Annotated in this window: 17 protein-coding genes and 1 tRNA gene; 6 read left to right on the top strand and 12 right to left on the bottom strand. The window is 70.4% G+C overall.

Annotation, left to right across the window (positions count from 1 at the left end; all coding sequences use genetic code 11):
* Nucleotides 1-24: 24 nt before the first annotated feature.
* The 3 genes from ffh (at nucleotide 25) to rimM (ending at nucleotide 2740) form a co-directional block, all read left to right on the top strand.
* Entirely contained in the window at nucleotides 25-1533 is a 1509-nt protein-coding gene (gene ffh / locus ACILRF_RS01435; RefSeq protein ID WP_395670482.1) for a signal recognition particle protein, read from the top strand.
* A gap of 26 nt (nucleotides 1534-1559) precedes the next feature.
* Entirely contained in the window at nucleotides 1560-2150 is a 591-nt protein-coding gene (gene rpsP, locus ACILRF_RS01440) for a 30S ribosomal protein S16 (protein ID WP_395670483.1), read from the top strand.
* 62 nt (nucleotides 2151-2212) lie between these two features.
* Nucleotides 2213-2740: a ribosome maturation factor RimM gene (gene rimM, locus ACILRF_RS01445; RefSeq protein ID WP_395670484.1), complete on the top strand. Its 528-nt coding sequence runs from the start codon at nucleotides 2213-2215 to the stop codon at nucleotides 2738-2740.
* Here rimM and ACILRF_RS01450 read toward each other — a convergent pair.
* From ACILRF_RS01450 to ACILRF_RS01470, 5 genes are all read right to left on the bottom strand, one after another.
* A complete protein-coding gene (locus tag ACILRF_RS01450; RefSeq protein WP_395670485.1) occupies nucleotides 2737-3588 on the bottom strand; it encodes an acyl-CoA thioesterase in 852 nt (283 codons plus the stop codon). The two genes, rimM and ACILRF_RS01450, sit on opposite strands and share 4 nt — an antisense overlap.
* Nucleotides 3589-3659: 71 nt before the next feature.
* Nucleotides 3660-4823: an aspartyl protease family protein gene (locus tag ACILRF_RS01455; protein ID WP_395670486.1), complete on the bottom strand. Its 1164-nt coding sequence runs from the start codon at nucleotides 4821-4823 to the stop codon at nucleotides 3660-3662.
* A gap of 42 nt (nucleotides 4824-4865) precedes the next feature.
* The gene (locus ACILRF_RS01460; RefSeq protein WP_395670487.1) at nucleotides 4866-5414 is read right to left on the bottom strand and encodes a cytochrome b; all 549 of its coding nucleotides are present in this window, start codon (nucleotides 5412-5414) and stop codon (nucleotides 4866-4868) included.
* A 36-nt stretch (nucleotides 5415-5450) separates the two neighbouring features.
* The gene (locus ACILRF_RS01465) at nucleotides 5451-6461 is read right to left on the bottom strand and encodes a 2-oxoadipate dioxygenase/decarboxylase family protein (protein WP_395670488.1); all 1011 of its coding nucleotides are present in this window, start codon (nucleotides 6459-6461) and stop codon (nucleotides 5451-5453) included.
* A 33-nt stretch (nucleotides 6462-6494) separates the two neighbouring features.
* On the bottom strand, nucleotides 6495-9086 hold the full coding sequence (locus ACILRF_RS01470; RefSeq protein ID WP_395670489.1) for an HWE histidine kinase domain-containing protein: 2592 nt from the start codon (nucleotides 9084-9086) through the stop codon (nucleotides 6495-6497).
* 259 nt (nucleotides 9087-9345) lie between these two features.
* On the opposite strand from ACILRF_RS01470, the gene ACILRF_RS01475 reads away from it, so the two are divergent.
* The gene (locus ACILRF_RS01475; protein WP_395670490.1) at nucleotides 9346-10602 is read left to right on the top strand and encodes a serine hydrolase domain-containing protein; all 1257 of its coding nucleotides are present in this window, start codon (nucleotides 9346-9348) and stop codon (nucleotides 10600-10602) included.
* On the opposite strand, the gene ACILRF_RS01480 is transcribed toward ACILRF_RS01475, so the two are convergent.
* The 5 genes from ACILRF_RS01480 to ACILRF_RS01500 form a co-directional block, all read right to left on the bottom strand.
* Nucleotides 10573-10649 (bottom strand) — tRNA-Arg (locus ACILRF_RS01480). The genes ACILRF_RS01475 and ACILRF_RS01480 overlap by 30 nt on opposite strands.
* Before the next feature lie 97 nt (nucleotides 10650-10746).
* Complete coding sequence (gene dnaJ, locus ACILRF_RS01485; protein ID WP_395670491.1) at nucleotides 10747-11901, bottom strand: molecular chaperone DnaJ; 1155 nt, start codon at nucleotides 11899-11901, stop codon at nucleotides 10747-10749.
* Nucleotides 11902-12076: 175 nt separating this feature from the next.
* Nucleotides 12077-13996 carry a molecular chaperone DnaK gene (gene dnaK / locus ACILRF_RS01490; RefSeq protein WP_395670492.1) on the bottom strand — a complete coding sequence of 640 codons (1920 nt, stop codon included), beginning with the start codon at nucleotides 13994-13996 and terminating at the stop codon, nucleotides 12077-12079.
* 187 nt (nucleotides 13997-14183) lie between these two features.
* Entirely contained in the window at nucleotides 14184-14633 is a 450-nt protein-coding gene (locus ACILRF_RS01495; RefSeq protein ID WP_395670493.1) for a hypothetical protein, read from the bottom strand.
* A 31-nt stretch (nucleotides 14634-14664) separates the two neighbouring features.
* Nucleotides 14665-15063: a hypothetical protein gene (locus tag ACILRF_RS01500; RefSeq protein WP_395670494.1), complete on the bottom strand. Its 399-nt coding sequence runs from the start codon at nucleotides 15061-15063 to the stop codon at nucleotides 14665-14667.
* A gap of 152 nt (nucleotides 15064-15215) precedes the next feature.
* On the opposite strand from ACILRF_RS01500, the gene ACILRF_RS01505 reads away from it, so the two are divergent.
* Nucleotides 15216-17594 carry a DNA translocase FtsK 4TM domain-containing protein gene (locus ACILRF_RS01505; RefSeq protein ID WP_395670495.1) on the top strand — a complete coding sequence of 793 codons (2379 nt, stop codon included), beginning with the start codon at nucleotides 15216-15218 and terminating at the stop codon, nucleotides 17592-17594.
* Here ACILRF_RS01505 and ACILRF_RS01510 read toward each other — a convergent pair.
* Nucleotides 17591-18181, bottom strand: a complete 591-nt coding sequence (locus ACILRF_RS01510; RefSeq protein ID WP_395670496.1) for a uracil-DNA glycosylase family protein — start codon at nucleotides 18179-18181, stop codon at nucleotides 17591-17593. The two genes, ACILRF_RS01505 and ACILRF_RS01510, sit on opposite strands and share 4 nt — an antisense overlap.
* A gap of 34 nt (nucleotides 18182-18215) precedes the next feature.
* Nucleotides 18216-18461, bottom strand: coding sequence for a UvrB/UvrC motif-containing protein (locus ACILRF_RS01515; protein ID WP_395670497.1), 246 nt, complete (start codon nucleotides 18459-18461; stop codon nucleotides 18216-18218).
* 107 nt (nucleotides 18462-18568) lie between these two features.
* Here ACILRF_RS01515 and ACILRF_RS01520 point away from each other — a divergent pair, with 107 nt between their 5' ends.
* Nucleotides 18569-19198: an outer membrane lipoprotein carrier protein LolA gene (locus tag ACILRF_RS01520; RefSeq protein ID WP_395670498.1), complete on the top strand. Its 630-nt coding sequence runs from the start codon at nucleotides 18569-18571 to the stop codon at nucleotides 19196-19198.
* Nucleotides 19199-19354 lie beyond the last annotated feature (156 nt).

The following is a 19354-nucleotide window of genomic DNA, read 5'->3' on the forward strand; positions in this document are numbered from 1 at the left end:
CGTTTGGGCCATAGGAGCTTGGTTTTGTTCGACGTTCTGACAGACCGTCTCTCGTCCGTCTTCGACCGCCTCGGCGGCAAGGGCGTCCTTTCGGAAAAGGACGTCGACGAGGCCCTGCGCGAGGTGCGGATCGCCCTGCTCGAGGCCGACGTCGCCCTGCCCGTGGCGCGCGAATTCATCGCCAAGGCCAAGGAGCGGGCGACCGGCGAGGCGGTGATCCGGTCGGTGCGGCCGGCCGACCAGGTGGTGAAGATCACCTACGACGGCCTGGTGGAGATGCTCGGCGGCGAGGGGGAGCCTGAGGGCCTGAACCTGTCGCTGAACCCGCCGACGGTGATCCTGATGGCCGGCCTTCAGGGGTCGGGCAAGACAACCACGGCGGGCAAGTTGGCCCTGCGGCTGGCGCGCGAGCGCAAGAAGGTCCTGCTGGCCTCGCTCGACACCCGGCGGCCGGCGGCCATGGAGCAGCTGGCGATGCTGGCCACGCAGGCGGGCGTCGAGAGCCTGCCGATCGTGGCCGGGCAGCCGGCGCCGGAGATCGCCAAGCGGGCGATGAGCGCCGCGAAGCTGCAGGGCTATGACGTCCTGATCCTCGACACCGCCGGACGTACGACGCTGGACGAGGCGATGATGGCCGAGGCGGCGGAGATCGCGAAGATCTCGGCGCCGTCCGAGACCCTGCTGGTCGCCGACAGTCTGACCGGCCAGGACGCGGTGCGGACGGCCAAGGCGTTCCACGAGCGGCTGCCGCTGACCGGCCTGGTGCTGACCCGCGCCGACGGCGACGGGCGCGGCGGCGCGGCGCTGTCGATGCGGGCGGTGACCGGCCTGCCGATCAAGTTCCTCGGCGTGTCGGAGAAGATCGACGGGCTCGACGCCTTCGACGCCCGGCGGGTGGCAGGGCGGATCCTGGGCCAGGGGGACGTTGTCGCCCTGGTCGAGAAAGCCGCGCAGGACCTCGACGCCGCCAAGGCCGAGGCGATGGCCCGCAAGCTGGCCAAGGGCCAGTTCGATCTCGACATGATGGCCGACCAGCTGGCGCAGATGAAGCGCATGGGCGGCATGGAAGGGATGATGGGCCTGCTGCCCGGCGTCCAGAAGGTCAAGAAGCAGATCGCCGAGAGCGGGATCACCGACAAGGTGTTCGACCGCCAGGTGGCGATCCTGTCGTCGATGACCAAGGCCGAGCGCAAGAAGCCGGACATCCTGCAGGCCTCGCGCAAGCGCCGGATCGCCGCCGGCGCCGGCGTGGACGTCGCCGAGGTCAACCGCCTGCTGAAACAGCACCGGCAGATGGCCGACGCCTTCAAGATGATGAGCCGGGGCGGCGGCAAGGGCTTCGCCCAGATGGCCCAGATGCTGGGCGGCGGCGGCGGCATGGACCGGCTGAAATCTCTGGGCGGCGGCAAGATGCCAAGTCCCGAGCAGATGGAAGAGCTGGCCAACAAACTGCCCGGCCTCGGCGGACCCGGAGCTCCGAAACTTCCCGGCCTCGGCGGCCTGCCGCCGGGCTTCAACCCGTTCAAGAAATAGAACTTTAGACCAAGGACTTAAGAGAAATGCTGAAGATCCGTCTCGCCCGCGGCGGCGCCAAGAAGCGCCCCTACTACTCGATCGTCGTCGCCGACAGCCATTCGCCGCGCGACGGCCGCTTCATCGAGAAGGTCGGCTCGTACAACCCGCTGCTGAAGAAGGACGACCCGAACCGCGTCGTCCTGAAGATCGAGCGCATCCAGGAGTGGATGAGCAAGGGCGCCCAGCCGACCGACCGCGTGGCCCGCGAACTGGCCAAGCAAGGCGTCGGCCAGTGGACCAACAGCAACAACCCGAAGAAGGGCGAGCCGGGCACGAAGGCCAAGGAACGCGCCGAGGAGAAGGCCCAGAAGGAAGCTGACCGCGCCGAAGCCGCCGCGGCCGCCGCTGCGGCTCCGCCTCCGGTCGTTGAAGAAGCCCCGGCCGAAGAGGCTCCGGCCGCTGAAGCTCCGGCCGCTGAAGAGGCCCCGGCCGCTGAAGAGGCCCCGGCCGCGGAAGAGGCCGCTCCGGCTGCTGAGGACGCGCCGGCTGCCGAAGAGGCTGCTCCCGCTGCGGAAGAAGCTCCGGCCGCCGAAGAGGCTCCCGCTGCCGAGGCCGGCGAAGAGCAGGCTTCGTAAGATCGTCTCAACTCCGCTCATTCCGGCGAAAGCCGGGGTGAGCGGACGAGGTTTCGAGGCCGATGGACACCAGCACCCTGATCCTCGTCGGCCGCGTGGGCGGGGCGTTCGGCGTGAAGGGCGATGTGCGCATCACCAGCTTCACCGCCGATCCCGCCGCGCTGCTGGACTACAGGCGTCTATTGCGTGAGGACGGCGCGCCGGCGCTCACCCTGACCTCCGGCCGCCCGGCCAAGGGCGGCCTAGTCGCCCGCGCCGAAGAGGTGGCGACCCGCGAACAGGCGGAGGCCCTTCGCGGCCTGAAGCTGTTCATCCCGAGAGACATTCTGCCCGAGGCGGAGGAGGACGAGTTCTACGTCGCCGACCTCGTGGGCCTCGATGTCGAGACTCCCGAGGGCGAGCCGCTGGGGCGCATCCGCAGCGTGCACGATTTCGGGGCCGGCGACCTGATCGAGGTCGCTCCGCCGCAAGGCGCGACCTGGTGGCTGCCGTTCACAAAGGCCGCCGTGCCCGAGGTGCGTATGGCCGAGCGCAAGGTGATCGCCGTGCCGCCGGCGGAGACCGAGGCGGACGCCGGGCCTGAGACCTAGGTCGGGCGCACCCGCATCAGGCCTTCCTGCGCGCAGGAGGCGACGAGCGCGCCGTCCGAGGCGCGGTAGATCTGGCCCAGAGCGAAGCCGCGGCCGCCGGAGGCCGACGGGCTCTGCTGCTCGTAGAGGTGCCACTCGTTGAAGTCGGTCGGCCGGTGGAACCACATGGCGTGGTCGAGGCTGGCGGCTTGCAGGCCAGGCGTCTTCCAGTTCAGGCCCTGAGCGCGGACGGCGGTGCCGAGCAGGCTGAAGTCGGACGAATAGGCCATGATGACGTCGTGCATCCGGCGGTCGGCGCCGATCGGCTCGCGGGCCCGGAACCAGACCTGCTGCGAGGTGCCCGTGGCCGAGGCGCCGGGACCCACCGGTCCCCCGACGGTGCGCATTTCGATCGGCGGGACGCCGACCGGGCTGATGGTCTCCGGAGCGCCGCGCTCGGCCATCCGCGCCGCGAAGTCGTCCGGCACGTCCTCAAACGCCGGGGCCGGCGGCATCTCGACCTGGTGGTCGCGGCCGGTCTCCTCGGCCTGGAACGAGGCGGCGAGGTTGAAGATCTGCTGGCCGTGCTGGACCGCAACCACCCGGCGCGTGGTGAAGCTGCCCCCGTCGCGCGAGCGGTCGACCTCGAAGACGATCGGTATGCTCGGGTCGCCTGGCCGGATGAAGTAGCAGTGCAGCGAGTGGCACATGCGCTCTTCGACGGTCTCGTAGGCGGCCAGCAGGGCCTGGGCGATCACCTGGCCGCCGTAGATTCGCCGACGCGGCGCCTCCTGGGGAGTGGTTCCCCGGAAGAGATTCACTTCCAGCCGCTCCAGTTGCAGGGATTGGAGCAGGGGCACGCTCGACATCGCTCAGGCCTCGTTACGCTTGGCGAGGGACCTACGCGCTCCACCCGCCCCCGACAAGCCGCCAGCGACGCTCAGTAGTAGTCGGCGAGCTCCAACCGCCGGCGCGCGCCGTCGGCGAGGGTCAGGACGACCACGCGGCCCGGAGCCCCGTTAGCCCACTGGAACAGCGCGCTCTCGGCATAGCCGCGGGTGATGGGTTGGCCGTCGACGGCGATGATGGCGTCGCCCACCTGCCAACCGCCGGCCGCCGCCGGACTGGCCCGGGCGACGTGGGTGACGCGCAGGTGGTCGCCCTCGGCGACGACCGACAGGCCCGCACGGTTCTTGCGGAACGGCGCATGGGCGGCGTCCGGATACGGCTGCAGCCAAAGCCGCTGGCCCTGGAAGTCGATGGTGACGTGAAAGCGGCTGAGCACGGAGAGGCCGACGTTGACCGGCGTCTCGGCGGCGAGGTCGGCGGTGATCGAGGCCGGCACGTCGTCGAACACAACGCCGCCGACCGCGACGCGGTCGAGGCTGGCGACTAGACCTTCGCGCGGGCCGTCGACGCCGACGGAGAGTTGCGTCGAGAGCCGGCGCCTTTCGAGCAGGCCCCGGCCCTCCGCCCAGGCGCGGTCGATCAGCAGCCCGCCGGAATTGCCGAGATCGAGGATGGCGGCGACGCTTCGGCCCTCCACCCGGATCGGGAAGCTGCGCAGGTTGCCGGCGGGCGACAGCGGCAGGGGCCGGATCGGCGGCGGGCGGAAATCGTGGCGGGCGAGGAAGGCGATCTGGCGCGCCGCGAAGTCGATGTCGAGAACAGCTGCGTCGAAGACGTCGCGGCCCAGGATCACCTGCACCGGCCGCGGGGCGACGCGCGCCAGGGCGGTCAGGTCCATCACCGCCACGTCGCGGCCCGGCAGGACGAGGTCGCCGAGCTGGAAATCGACACGGGCCAGCCGCACCCCCTCGACCCCGCCGGCGACGCCCTGCGCCCGCACGCTGCGGCCGAGCTGGAGGCCGAGCCGGGCGGCGAAGGCGGCGTCGACCACCGACGAACTGGCGCCGGAATCGAGCCAGGCCTCGGCCGGCTGGCCGTTGATGACGATCGGGAACAGGATCTGCCGGTCCTGCAGGAACTCGAAGCGCGTGGCGTGGGCGACGGTCGCCTGTGGCGCTTCGCGGGCATGCGCCGTGCCGCTGGCCGTCTGGGCGGCCAGGACCAGGAGCAGAATCGGGAGCCAGACTCGCCGCATCGCCGCAGATTTAGCCGCAACCGCCGGCGTGCGGCGAGAGCGCTACCGCGGCCGGGGAACGAGCGGCAGCATGCGGTGCAGGACGCCGTTTCGCTCGATGAAATGATGCTTCAGCGCGCCCGCGACATGCAGCACCAGCAGCACGTAGAGCAGCTTCGCGCCCGTCCGGTGGATGTCCATGATCGACCGCGCCGTCTCGCGGTCGCCCTCGAGCGGCAGCAGCGGCCAGTTGAACAGGCCGTAGATCGGGATCGGCCGGTCCATCACCGACGAGGCGGCCCAGCCGGTCAGCGGGAAGGCGAACAGCAGCACGTAGAACAGGACGTGCGTGGCGCGGGCGATGAACGCCTGCCAGCGCGGCGTCTCGTCCGGCAACGGGGCCAGCGGATGGCCGAGCCGCCAGAGCAGCCGCACGGTGGTCAGCAGCAGGATCATGATCCCGTCCGACTTGTGGATCATGGCGAAGGTGCGGGCGTTCGGCCCTTCCGCGTCGACCGCCATGATCAGCCCGATCTGGCCGATGACCAGCAAGGCGGTGATCCAGTGCAGGGCGATCGAAACGGTCGCGTAGCGGTCGGCGGACTCTCGCATCAAGGCTCCAGCATTCGGCGAAGACGGGGGGTCGGCTCAGGCGGCGCCGGCGGCCGCGGTCATCTTGAAGATGCCCTGGGCGTTCGAGCTGTCGAAGGCGAGGTCTAGCCCCGCCTCTCCCGGCATCGGCAAGCGGGTGATGAATTCGTAGAACGACCCGGGGACGGTGCGCGTCGTCTCGCCGTCGGCGGTGCGGAACCGGCGCTCGACCTGGGCGGCGCGGAAGGCGGTCTGTCGGACGCGCCCGGAGGCCGAGACCTCGACGTCGGCCTTCATCGGCCGGCCGAGCGCCTTCTGGGCGGCGGCGAGGGCGTCGACGTCGGCCACCCGGTCGGTGGCGTGGTTGAAGGCGTTCCCCTCGGTGGCGATCCAGGCCATCTCGGCCGACTCCGCCAGCAGGGCCTCGTAATCGGCCAGAGCCGGGACCGGATGCTGGCGGTCGAAGGCGGCCGCCAGCACCGGCAGCGCCGCGGCGGCGTCCTCAAACGGCGCCGCGCCATCGCGCTCGAACGCGGCGAGCACCGCCTTGGCCTGGTCGGTCAGCGGATCGCGCGAACCGGCGGTCACCGCGCGGGCGGCGGCCTGGAAGCCCGGGGAGAACCGCTCGACGTGCAATTCGCTGACGAAGAACTGGGCGACAGCTTCGGGGAAGTCGGCCTGGGCGTAGGAGCGGCCGGTCATCTTAAGCCGCTCGAGCGGATAGACGCCGTTCTGCACGTAGCCGAGCGGGCGCAGGATACGGACCAGCGCCTCCTCGCCAGCCGGCAGGGCGCCCATGCCCGCCAGGGCCACCGTGCGCACCGCGCCGTGGTCGTGGAACAGCGTCTGGCCGGCGGCGCGGGCGTCGTCGGCGTAGGCGCGCGCGTCGGGCACCCGGGCCAGCAGATCGTCGAACAGCACCATGTTCAGCGCCTGAGCCATCACCGCCCGCGACACCGTCGGCCCAGGCGCCGTCAGGTCCGGATGGACGACCAGCAGCTCAAGCAGGGCCGTGGCGCGCTCGGCGCCGAGGCTGCGGGTCAGAAGCTCTGAGAGTGTCGACGCCATCGGGTCCGTCCGCCATTTGTCAGGGCTCGATATTCACGGATCGCGGCGGCGGAGGGAAGCGCCGGCGTTCAGCCCGCGACGCGGCGCTTCGCCGACGCCGAGCTCGCCGATACGGCGGGCGAGGCTGGCCTCGTCGTAGGGCTTGGTGACCACCGGCGTCTGGGCCAGGGTCTCGGGCAGGACGAGGTCTTCGCCGTAGCCGGTGGCCAGGATGAACGGCACGCCGAGGGCGTCGAGCCTCTCGGCCAGGGGCAGCGAGTTCTCGTGCCCGAGGTTGAAGTCGAGGACGGCGAGGTCGAGCCGCGCATCGATCAGCCGTTCGGCGGCGGACAGGGAGGGCGCCACCAGGACATCGTCGGCCCCAAGCGCGCGCAGGGCGTCCTCGGCGTCGAGGGCGACCAGCATGCTGTCCTCGACCAGCAGCACGCGCCGGCCGGCCAGCACCCCCGCCTGTTGGCGTGTCGCCGGCGCCGGCGCGGCGACCGCGGCCGGTTCGGTGCGGACGCCGGCGACGTAGCGGCTGGGCACGCAGAAGTCGGCCTCGAACCCGCCGAGCAGGTAGCGCGGCTCGGCGGAGCCTGAGAGCTCGAAGGGGATGGAGCGCTCGATGATGGTCGTGCCGAAGCCTCGACGGGTCGGCGCCGTCACCGGCGGACCGCCGACCTCGCGCCAGGCGAACCTGAGGGCGCCGTCATCCGACACCTCCCAGCTCAGGCGGATATGGCCGCTATCCGACAGCGCCCCGTACTTGGCGGCGTTGGTGATCAGCTCGTGGAACACCAGCGCCAGGACCGTGAAGGCGGTCGGATCGATCAGGACGTCCGGCCCGTCGAGGCGCAGGCGGTCGCGGCGCACGCCGAGGTAGGCGCCGGCCTCGGCCTCGACCAGCTCCACCAGCCGGCCGGGGCCCCAGCGGTGGGTGGTGATCTGGTCGTGGGCGCGAGCCAGGGCCTGGATGCGGCTGTCGAGGGTGGCGACGAAGTCCTCGGCGGAGATCTCGCTGCGCCGGGTCTGCGAAACCAGGCCGCGGATCAGGGCAAGGATGTTGCGCACCCGGTGGTTCAGTTCGGCGATCAGCAGCTGTTGCTGTTCGTGGGCGCGGCGGCGCTCCTGACCGGCCTCTTCCGACAACCGCAGCACGACCTCGAGCAGGGCGGTGCGGACGGCGCGGGCGACCTGCAGCTCCGAAACGGTGAACGGCTGGGCCTTGCCCCGAACCAGCTCCGACCACTCCTCGAAGCTCTTGCGCGGAGTCAGGCGGGCGCCATTCGGGCCATACTCCACCGGCTTCTCCGGATTGCCGGCCCAACGGACGGTGCGCAGCCGCTCGCTGCGGAACAACATCACGTAGTCGCGGGGGGAGCGGGAGATCGGGATAGCCAGCAAGCCGGCGGCGACGTGGGCATACCGCTCCGCGCCTGGGGCGTGGTCGGCCAGGCAGTCGGTGGTGAACACCTCGCTGGCCGCCATCTGGTTCAGCACCGGCAGCAAGGCGAGGAACTGCTCGCGGTTCGGGGTCAGGCCCGACAGCGACACCGCTCCGTCGATGACCACCCCGACGCCGTCGGCCGGGATGGTCTCCATGATCATCTCGCCGAGCCACTGGGCGCGGGTCAGAAGGTCAGCGTCCTGGGCGATGGCGGCCATCATCCGGTCGGTGACGGCGCGCGCCTGAGCCTCGTATTCGCGCGCCTCCTGGCGCTCGCGGCTCTCCAGCATCAGGGAGAACATCTGGCCGTAGAGCTCGGCGGCGCTGCGCTGGGCGAAGCTGGGCAGCAGCGGCGCATAATGGTGGCAGGCGAACAGGCCCCACAGCCGGCCCGCCACGATGATCGAGATCGACAGGGAGGCGCGGACCCCCATGTTGTGCAGGTACTCGATGTGGATCGGCGACACCGACCGCAGCACCGACAGCGACTGATCGAGCGGCGCGCCGGTCTCGTCCAGCGCGGGGACGATCGGCGAGGGCGCGGAATCGACGTCGGCGATAACCCTGAAGATGTTGCGCAGGTAGAGCGCGCGGGCCTGGGCAGGGATGTCGCTGGCCGGGTAGTTGAGGCCGAGGAAACTGTCGACGCCGGGGCGCAGGGCCTCCGCCACCACCTCGCCGCTGCCAGCGTGATCGAAGCGGTAGACCATGACCCGGTCGAAGCCGGTGATGGCGCGGACCTGGCGGGCCGCGTCGCGCAGGAAGGCGGACTTGGTGTCCGCCTGGGTCAGGCGGGTGGTCAGGGTGCGGATCTGGTTGGCGGCCTCGGCGGCGTCGTCGCTGGCCGGTTCGGCCTCGATGACAATGGCCGAGCCGGAGAAATGCAGGGCCACGTCGAAGGGCGGCTGTCCCGGGACCAGGGTCAGGCCGAACAGCCGCTCGACCACGTCCGGGCCGCGCAGCAGGGTGATCCGATTGCGGATCGCGTGGATCGCCTCGATCTCGAAGAGCTCGGTGAGCGGCCGGCCAAGCAAGTCGGCCGCCTTCGCGCCGGTGAACACCTCGAGGTTTTGCGAGGCCCGCGCCACCATCCAGTCACTGGTCACCGCGACGAGGAAACCGAACGACTGGACGCCGCCCAGGAACTGGATCGGCTCGCGGTCGCAGTTGGTCAGGTCAACCGCGAAACTCGACACCTCTGACACGCCTTGCGGACTCCGGCAGCCGCCGACGTAGGCGCTGTGATCCAAGGCATTGGCGGCGCGGGCGGCGAGAAGCAAGAAAAACAAATGACATGTCGAGAAGGCGACCCATTCGTGAGCGGGCCCGGCCACGCGCAAGATACGCGGCTCCACTGATGGTCTGGGTGACAAACCACTTGCGCGCTCGTCATGAGGTCGGGAGATTGGCGGCAAGGCGGCCGGCGTGGCCGGTCCATGGAACGACGGGGGGAAGGTGACCGATCTGCGCTTGAATCGCCGCGCCCTTATGGGCGCCCTCGCAGCCGGTGGACTGGGGTGGTCGTCGACGTCGGTCGCCGGAACGGCCTCGCCGCCGCGGACCCGGATCATCCGCCGCGACACCAACTACTTCGCGGTCGACTATTCCAAGCCCGAAAGCCTCGGGAACACCCAGAACCTGGCCAGCGTCGTCGAGATGCGGCCGTCCTCGCGGCCGCGGCCGTTCGCCGACGGCGCGCCGATCCGGATTCCCGACCGGTTCGAATTCGACGGCCAGCTGGTGGAGATGGCGGAGTTCCTGGGCAAGACCGGGACCAGCGCGCTGCTGGTGCTTACCGACGGCAAGGTCCGCTACGAGGAATACCGTTCACCCGGCGGGCGCGAGGTCCACTGGAACGCGATGTCGGCGGGCAAGAGCCTGACCTCGGCGATGGTCGGCATCGCCCTGCGGCAGGGCAAGATCGCCAGCCTGGACGACCGGGCCGACAAATACCTGCCGTGGATCGCCGGCGCCGACTATGGCGCGGTGACGATCCGACAGCTGCTGCAGATGTCGTCGGGCATGGCGCGCGGGGACCGTGAGGTGCCGAATATCGGCGCGGCGGCGGCGGCCGGGACGCTGAGGGATTACCTACGGGCGCAGAAGCGCGTCACGACCCCCGGATCGGTGAACGAGTACGTCAACGCCAACCCGATCCTGCTGGGCTACATCCTGGCGGCCGCCACGGGCAAGACCATTGCAGAATACATGCAGGACGAGCTGTGGGAGCCCATCGGGCTCGAGCGGCCAGCCTATCTGGCGATCGACAAGACCGGCATGGAGATAATGGGCGGCGGGGTGATGTTGATCGCCCGCGACTACGCCCGGCTAGGCGAGCTCTATCGCCACAACGGGGCCTGGAGCGGGCGGCAGATCATCTCGCCCCAGTTCGTGCGGGAATCGACCGCCGTGATGGCGCCGCACCTGTCGCCGGAGCAGGTCGATCTCAAGATGGGCTATGGCTACCTGTGGTGGATCCCTGAGCCGGGCAAGGACTTCTCCGCCCTCGGACACTTCGGGCAGTACGTCTATGTGAACCCGGCCCGGCGGACGACGATCGTAAAGCTGTCGGCCGACCTGAAGCCGGGCTATCCGGACGGCAGCCACCGGGTGACCATGGCGGCGCTGAAGGCCATCGCCGCGACGACGGCCTGGTCGACCTGGCTGTCGGCTGAAAGCCGCTGGCGCACCCGACACGATTCGAACGTGTGACCTTTGCCTTCGGAGGGCAACGCTCTATCCAGCTGAGCTACGGGTGCGTGTCCAGCGGGCGGCCTGTCTAGCGGAAAGCTTGGGCGGCGGCAAACGCGCGGCGCCGGAATTTCGCGATAAGGGCGCGGCGGAGCCACGCCGACCTCACGCCGCGCCGGTGACCTCGTCCCAGAACCGCTTGGCCTTGCCGACGAAGTTGGCGGACTTCGGGTGCTGCGCCTCGCCGCACAGGCCGGAGAATTCGCGCAGTAGTTCCTTCTGGCGGGCGGTCAGCTTGGTGGGCGTCTCGACGAACAGTTCGACCACAAGGTCGCCGCGCTCGCGCGACCGGAGCGAGGGCATGCCGCGGCCCTTGACCCGGACGGTCTTGCCGGTCTGGGCGCCCTCCGGGACCTTGACCTCGATCTTGCACTCGCCGTCGCAGTTGTCGCCGCCCTTAAGGCAGGGGGCCTCGATCTCGCCGCCGAGGGCGGCGACGCCCATCGGCACCGGGACAGTGCACAACAGGTCGAGCCCGTCGCGCTCGAACAGCTCATGCGGGCGGACCGACAGGAAGATGTAGAGGTCGCCCCGCGGGCCGCCGCGGGCCCCGGCGTCGCCCTCGCCGGCCAGGCGGATGCGGGCGCCGTCATCGACGCCGGCCGGGATGCGGACCGACAGGACGCGCTCGCGGCGAACCTGACCCTGGCCACGGCAGGTTGTGCACGGATCGGAGATCACCTGGCCCTGGCCGCCGCAGCGGGGGCAGGCGCGCTCGATCGAGAAGAAGCCCTGGGTGGCGCGGACACGGCCGGAGCCGCCGCAGGTGTTGCAGGTGGTGGGCGCGGAGCCGGGCTTGGCGCCCGAGCCGTCGCAGCCCTCGCAGTTGAGGGCGGCGGGCACGGTGATCTCGACCTCGGCGCCGGCATAGGCCTGCTCGAGGCTGATCTCCATGTCGTAGCGCAGGTCCTGGCCGCGAGCCGGGCCGCGGTTCTGCTGGCGGCGGCCGCCGCCGAACATGTCGCCGAAGGCGTCGCCGAACACCTCGTTGAAGATGTCGTGGACGTCGTGGAACTGCTGGCCGCCCCCGGGCCCGCCGCCGTTGACCCCGGCATGGCCGAAGCGGTCGTAGGCCGCCCGCTTCTGGGGATCGGAGAGGACCGAATAGGCCTCGTTCAGTTCCTTGAAACGCGTCTCCGCCTCCCCGCAACCGCCGTTGCGGTCGGGGTGGTGCTCCATGGCGAGCTTGCGAAAGGCGGACTTCAGGGTCGCAGCATCGCAGCCGCGCTCGACGCCCAGGATCTCGTAATAGTCCCGCATCAGAGGCTCAGGCGCTCAACACATCGAAAGCTGTAAGGGAAGTGGGATGACCCCCGCCCGGCTGCAAGGCTTGAAACCGAGCGGGCGGGGGTCCTGTCTCCGACGAAGGCGGCGGCGACGTCCCCAATGGCGACTTCATCGCACTGGTCGCGAAGAGCCGCCATGAGGCGGGATGTCACGCCGACTTCTTCTGGTCGTCGCTGTCGTCGACTTCCTCGAACTCGGCGTCGACCACGTCGTCCGAGCCGCCGGCGTCGGCCTGGGCCTCGGCCCCGCCTTCGCCAGCGTCCTGCTGGGCCTTGTACATGGCCTCGCCCAGCTTCATCGACGCCTGGATCAAGGCCTGGGTCTTGGCGGCGATCGCCTCGGCGTCGTCGCCTTCGTTGGCGGCCTTCAGGTCGTCGAGGGCGGTCTGGATCGCGGCGCGGTCGGCTTCACCCACCTTGTCGCCATGATCCTTCAGCGCCTTCTCCGCCGAGTGCAGCGCCGAGTCGGCCTGGTTGCGCGCTTCGACGAGGGTCTTGCGCTTCTCGTCGTCGGCCTTGTTCGACTCCGCTTCCTTGACCATGGCGTCGATGTCGGCGTCCGACAGGCCGCCGTTCGCCTGGATGCGGATCGACTGCTCCTTCGACGTCGCCTTGTCGCGGGCCGAGACGTTGACGATGCCGTTGGCGTCGATGTCGAAGGTGACCTCGACCTGCGGCACGCCGCGCGGGGCCGGCGGAATGCCGACGAGATCAAACTGGCCGAGCAGCTTGTTGTCCGCCGCCATCGGCCGCTCGCCCTGGAACACCCGGATCGTCACCGCCGACTGGTTGTCGTCGGCGGTCGAGAAGGTCTGGCTGCGCTTGGTCGGGATGGTGGTGTTGCGCTCGATCAGCGGCGTGAACACGCCGCCGAGGGTCTCGATGCCGAGGGTCAGCGGGGTGACGTCGAGCAGCAGCACGTCCTTGACGTCGCCCTGCAGAACGCCGGCCTGGACCGCGGCGCCAAGGGCCACGACCTCGTCGGGGTTCACGCCGGTGTGCGGCTCGCGGCCGAAGAACGCCTTCACGGTCTCGACGACCTTGGGCATGCGGGTCATGCCGCCGACCAGGATCACTTCGTCGATGTCGGTCTTCTTCAGGCCGGCGTCCTTCAGCGCCTGCTCGCAGGGGCCGATGGTGCGGGCGACGAGGTCCTCCACGAGCGCCTCGAGCTTGGCGCGCGAGAGCTTGATGTTGAGGTGCAGCGGACCCGACGCATTCATCGAGATGAAGGGCAGATTCACTTCGTACTGGGTCGTGAAGGACAGTTCCTTCTTGGCCTTTTCGCCCTCTTCCTTGAGGCGCTGAAGGGCCAGCTTGTCCTTGCGCAGGTCGACCCCGTTCTCCTTCTTGAACTCGTCGGCCAGGTAGTCGACGACCCGCAGGTCGAAGTCCTCGCCGCCGAGGAAGGTGTCGCCGTTGGTCGATTTCACCTCGAACACGCCGTCGCCGATCTCCAGGATCGACACGTCGAAGGTGCCGCCGCCGAGGTCGTAGACGGCGATCTTCTTGCCGTCGTTCTTCTCAAGGCCGTAGGCGAGGGCCGCCGCGGTCGGCTCATTGATGATGCGCAGGACTTCTAGGCCGGCGATCTTGCCGGCGTCCTTGGTCGCCTGGCGCTGGGCGTCGTTGAAGTAGGCCGGGACGGTGATGACCGCCTTTTCGACCTTCTCGCCGAGGTGCTGCTCGGCGGCTTCCTTCATCTTCTGCAGGATGAAGGCCGACACCTGCTGGGGCGAATAGTCCTTGTCGTGGGCCTTCACCCACGCGTCGCCGTTGCCGCCCTTGACGATCTCGTAGGGCACCATGCCCTTATCCTTCTCGACCATCGGGTCGGCGAAGTTGCGGCCGATGAGGCGCTTGATCGCGAAAAGGGTGTTGGCGGGGTTGGTGACCGCCTGGCGCTTGGCCGGCTGGCCGACGAGGCGCTCGCCGTCCTCGAGGATAGCGACGACGGACGGCGTGGTCCGGGCCCCTTCGGCGTTCTCGATCACCTTCGGCGTCTTGCCGTCCATGATCGCGACGCACGAGTTCGTGGTGCCGAGGTCGATGCCGATGATCTTGCTCATTGAGAGTCTTGCTCGCTCCTAGTTGGCGGACGCCGCGGTTGGCCTTCGGTGTGAGGCGCCGATTTGCGACATCCCCGGTCGATCAATCTCCGCGGGGGGTCCCGCGTCGGTGCCGATATGGGGAAAATCATGGGGCCTGCAAGCCCGAATGTCCTCAATCCCGTCAGGGACATGCGCAGGGCCGGGGTCAACCGCGCCGCCACGCCGCCGCAGCGCGGGCGTAAAGCTCGGCCGGATGGGGCGCCCGGCCGCCGCGCGAGGCCACGAAGGCGTGCTGCACGACCATCGCCTGCTGCTCGATATTGAGGCGGGCGAAATCCTCGGCGCCGGCCGGATCATAGGCGTAGCTCGCCGGCCGGTCGCCGGCCTTCAGCTTGGCCACGATCAGTCGCACGCCGTTTTGCGCCTGCCAGACGTGGGTCAGTTCGTGGACGAAGACCGCCTGCTGGCGAAGCGGCGCGGCGGCGAAGTCGGCCGGCAGGTCGGCGGCCGGCCAGACGATCAGTCGCGGCCCAGCGACGAAGGCGCGGTTCCAAAAGGGGATCGTGGCGATCCGCACCCGTGTGGCGTCCAGGCTGTCGCCGAACATCTCGGCGGCCAGGGCCGTCTCGCCGGGGGTGAGCTTGCGGAACCGCATGCCGCCTCAACGCGCGAGGCGGCCGAGCGCCTCAGAACGGCGGGTCTTCGGGGCGCGCCGCGGGGGGCGGGGTCTGCAGGAGGTCGCCGACCCGGTCCGGAGCGGGCTCGGCGGCCGGCGGAATGACCGGAATCTGTACGGGCTGGGCGGCGGCGCGGGCGGCGGCTTCCGCCTCGGCCTTGGCGAGCTTTTCGGCTTCGAGCTTGGCGAGCTCTTCCGGCGTCGGCTCGGGCGGCGGCGGCGGGCCTTCGATCCGCTCCTGGCTGAGCGGGGTCGCCTCCACCGCCTCGATGGCCGCGCCGCCCTTGCCGTCGGCGCGTTCGCCGGGCAGGCGGCCGCGGGACGGCGCGTTGACGACGCCCAACGTGAAGGCGCCGACCGCGACCGCGCCGATCGCAACGGCCACCAGTTGCAGCACGGGACGGGGCATGGACCAGTTCATGGCCCGCGAACCTAAGGCGCCGCGCGCCCTTACGGAAGGCGGGGACGAAAGCGCGGTCCGGCGGCCGCAAAGTAAACGCCCATTAACCCCGTCGGGCCAGAATCTGCGCCGGTATCTCAGGACGCAGGATCGAGGGCGGCATGGCGCGGGCGGCGCGGAAGACGGGCATGGAGCTCTTCTGGCACATCGCCAGGCTGGCCTGGGCCCATCCCGGCACGGCGCGGCTGCGCGGCGCGCTGCTCGCCCTGGCCGGTGTCGCCGCCGCCATCGCCTTCGCCACCTATCACGCCGCCGATCCCAGCCTGAACGCCGCCGCCCCGGGCGGGGCGAAGAACGCCCTGGGTCTGGGGGGCGCCACAGTCGCCGACCTCGGCATGCAGTCGCTCGGCCTGGCGGCCGGGGTCGCCGCCCTGCTGGTCGTCGTGCTGGGCCTCAGCCGGGCGATGTCGGCGCAACCGGACGCCGGACGAGTGCACCTGCGGATCCGGGCCTCGGTTGGCGCGGTCGGCGTCCTCGCCCTGGCCGGCGCCCTCGCCCTCCCGGCCCCGCCGACCGCCTGGCCGCTGGCCAAGGGCCTCGGCGGCTTCTGGGGCGACGCCCTGCTGCACGGCCTCGGCGGCCTGATCTCGCTGGCCCACGTGCCGTTCGGCCCGGCGATCGCCGGCGTGCTGCTGGCGGCGGTCGCGGTCTTCGCGGTCGGCTACGGCGTCGGCCTGTCGCGCGGCGACCTGCAGGGCTTCGTCGCCTGGCTGCGCGCCCAGATGCAGAGCGGCCCGAAGATCGCCGTCGCCCCGCAACGCGAGGCCGCGCCGACCGCCCGCAAGCGCCAGCGCCGCCCGGCCCGCGACGTCGGCATTCCCGCCGCCGCCCTGGACGCGATCGACGCCGACGACGACGCGGACGAGGCGACGCCCGCTCCGGCCGCCGAGCTGAAGGTCCGGACCCCCAAGCCTGCGCCCAAGGAAAGCCCGCGCGAGCAGCGCGAGAACCAGGCGACCTTCGACTTCGTCCAGCCCGGCGGCTTCCGTCTGCCGGAACTGTCGATGCTGGCCAAGCCAAAGCCGCGCGCGGCCCAGTTCGACGAGGGCGCCCTGCGCCAGAACGCCCAGCTGCTGGAAAGCGTGCTGGCCGAGTTCGGCGTCCGCGGCCAGGTCGACCAGATCCGTCCCGGCCCGGTGGTCACCCTCTACGAACTGGTGCCGGCCGCCGGCGTGAAGTCGGCCCGCGTCGTCGCCCTGGCCGACGACATCGCCCGCTCGATGAGCGTCGCCGCCTGCCGTGTCTCGGTGGTCCAGGGCCGCAACGCCATCGGCATCGAGCTGCCCAACTCCAAGCGCGAGACCGTCTACCTGCGCGACTTGCTGGCCGCCCCGGAATACGAGCGCGGCGGCCAGACCCTGCCGATGGCGCTCGGCGAAACGATCGGCGGCGAGCCCTACATCGCCGACCTCGCCAAGATGCCCCACCTGCTGATCGCCGGGACCACCGGCTCGGGCAAGTCGGTGGGCGTCAACGCCATGATCCTGTCGATCCTCTACCGCCTGCCGCCGGAGCAGTGCCGGATGATCATGATCGACCCGAAGATGCTGGAGCTGTCGGTCTACGACGGCATCCCGCACCTGCTGGCCCCGGTCGTGACGGAGCCGAAGAAGGCCATCGTCGCCCTGAAGTGGGCGGTGCGCGAGATGGAGGACCGCTATCGCCGGATGTCGAAGATCGGCGTGCGAAACGTCGCCTCCTACAACGAGCGCGCCAAGGAGGCCCTGGCCAAGGGCGAGCACTTCGAGCGCACCGTTCAGACGGGCTTCGACGAGACCGGCCGGCCGATCTACGAGAGCGAGAAGATCGTTCCCGAGCCCATGCCCTACCTCGTGGTGGTCATCGACGAGGTCGCCGACCTGATGATGGTCGCCGGCAAGGACATCGAGGGCGCCGTCCAGCGCCTGGCCCAGATGGCCCGCGCCGCCGGCATCCACGTGATCATGGCCACCCAGCGGCCCTCGGTCGACGTCATCACCGGCACCATCAAGGCCAACTTCCCGACCCGGATCAGCTTCCAGGTCACCTCGAAGATCGACTCGCGGACCATCCTCGGCGAGCAGGGCGCCGAGCAGCTTCTGGGTCAGGGCGACCAGCTCTACATGGCCGGCGGCGGCCGCATCACCCGCCTCCACGGCCCGTTCGTCTCCGACGGCGAGGTCGAGGCGGTGGCCAAGTTCCTGCGCGAGCAGGGCCAGCCGCAGTACCTGGAGGAAGTCACCGCCGGCGGCGAGGAGGACGGGGACGAGGGCCCGAACCTCGGCTTCGGCGGCGACACCGGCGACGCCAACGACCTCTACGACCGCGCCGTCGCGATCGTCACCCGCGACGGCAAGGCCTCGACCTCCTACGTCCAGCGCCGGCTGCAGATCGGCTACAACCGCGCCGCCTCGCTGATCGAGCGGATGGAGCAGGAGGGCGTCGTCGGCCCCGCCAACCACGCCGGCAAGCGTGAGATTCTGGCCGCCGCGCCGCCCTAGGGTTCGAGAAGGCCGGCGACGCGGGCCCGCAGTTCCGGCACGACCTCGGCCTCGAACCACGGATTGCGCCGCGCCCAGCCGACCGTGCGCCAGGACGGATGCGGCAGCGGGATGACCGCGGGGCCGAGCGCCCGCCAGGCCTGCACCGTCTCAGTCAACGAGCGATGGCGGGGGCCGAGCGCCCAGGCCTGGGCGTAGCCGCCGACCAGCAGGGTCAGCTCCACCTTCGGCAGGCGGCGCAACAGATCCGCCCGCCAGCGCTCCGCGCAGATCGGCGGCGGCGGATGGTCGCCGCCCTTCGGCTTGGTCCCAGGGAAGCAGAAGGCCATCGCCGCGACGCCGATCCGGGGGTCGCCATAGAACCGGTCCCGATCCACGCCGAGCCAGCCGCGCAGCCGGTCGCCCGACGGATCGTCGAACGGCAGGCCGCTTTCGTGCACACGCCGGCCCGGAGCCTGGCCGGCGATCAGCAGGCGGGTCTCGGGGCCGACCCGCACCACCGGGCGCGGCGTGTGGCCGAACAGGCCGGCGCACGCGCGGCAATCGCGGATCTGATCGAGAATGACCTCGAGGTCGGCGGCGGACATTGTCTCGTCCATGGCGCACCGATGGCAGGCGCGGTCAGCGGCGACGGCCGCCGGGCCTGTGGCCTTTCGTCATCGGGTCGGGCTTCTTCGGCAGCGGCCGGGCGCCCTCGTCGGCGTAGCGCTCCTGGCTGGAGCCCAGGCCCATGCGGCCGGGTTTCTGTTCGGTGAGGGCGCTGTCACCCGTGCGGATACGGTCGATGGCGTCGCGCAGCAGTATGGCGGTCTCGAAGTCCTCGTCGGCGACGGCTTTGGCGAGGCGGGCTTCCAGTTCGGCAATCATGGCGTCGGAACGCTCCGGCAAGCTTGAGCGTTGCCGCCCGACATGTTCACGCCCTAATGACGCCCTGCGCCACAGGCATGTTCAAGTCCGTGAAACCGGAGACCCTGATGACCCTGACCCGCCGGAGCGCCGCCCTGACCTTGCTGGCCTCGCCGTTCGGCGGCGCGGCGGCCGCCCAGGCCCGGCTTTCGGCAGCCGACCAGGCGCTGGTCGACCGGGCCACGGCCTATCTGCAAAGCCTGACCGAAGCGCGAGGCCGTTTCGTCCAGACCGACCCGCGCGGCGCCACCACCCAGGGCTCGCTGTATCTCAAGCGGCCGGGCAAGGCGCGGTTCGCCTACGATGCCCCCTCCGGCCTGACCGTGGTGTCGGACGGCGGCAACGTGGCGGTGCACGACGCCCGGCTGAAGACCTTCGACCGCTATCCGCTGTCGGCCACGCCGCTGTCGCTGTTCCTGGCCAAGAACATTCGCCTCGACCGGGGCGTGACGGTCACGCGCGTCGACCGCATGGCCGACGGGTTTTCGATCACCGCCCGCGACGGGTCGCGCAAGACGGCCGGCCAGATCACCTTGACCTTCACCGACACGCCGTTGGCCCTCGCCGCCTGGACGGTCACCGACGCCCAGGGTCGCTCGACCCGCGTGCGGCTGCAGGGCCTGCAACGCGCGTCAGGTCTCGCGAACAGCCTCTTTGTGATGCGCAATCCCTACCGCCGCCCCGGCGCGGCCGCGTGACCAAAAAAACACACACAAACGTTAAGTTATGTTCTTTTGACTTTTCTTCTCAGTGGTGGCCATATTGCCACTGTGTCGTCCGCGCGGCGCTCGCGCGGTCCTGCCGGACCTAATCCCCTCCCGGCGACGGCATGAGATACCACTTCAACGCCCGGG

Source organism: Phenylobacterium sp. (assembly GCF_044236515.1).
Lineage (GTDB): Bacteria > Pseudomonadota > Alphaproteobacteria > Caulobacterales > Caulobacteraceae > Phenylobacterium.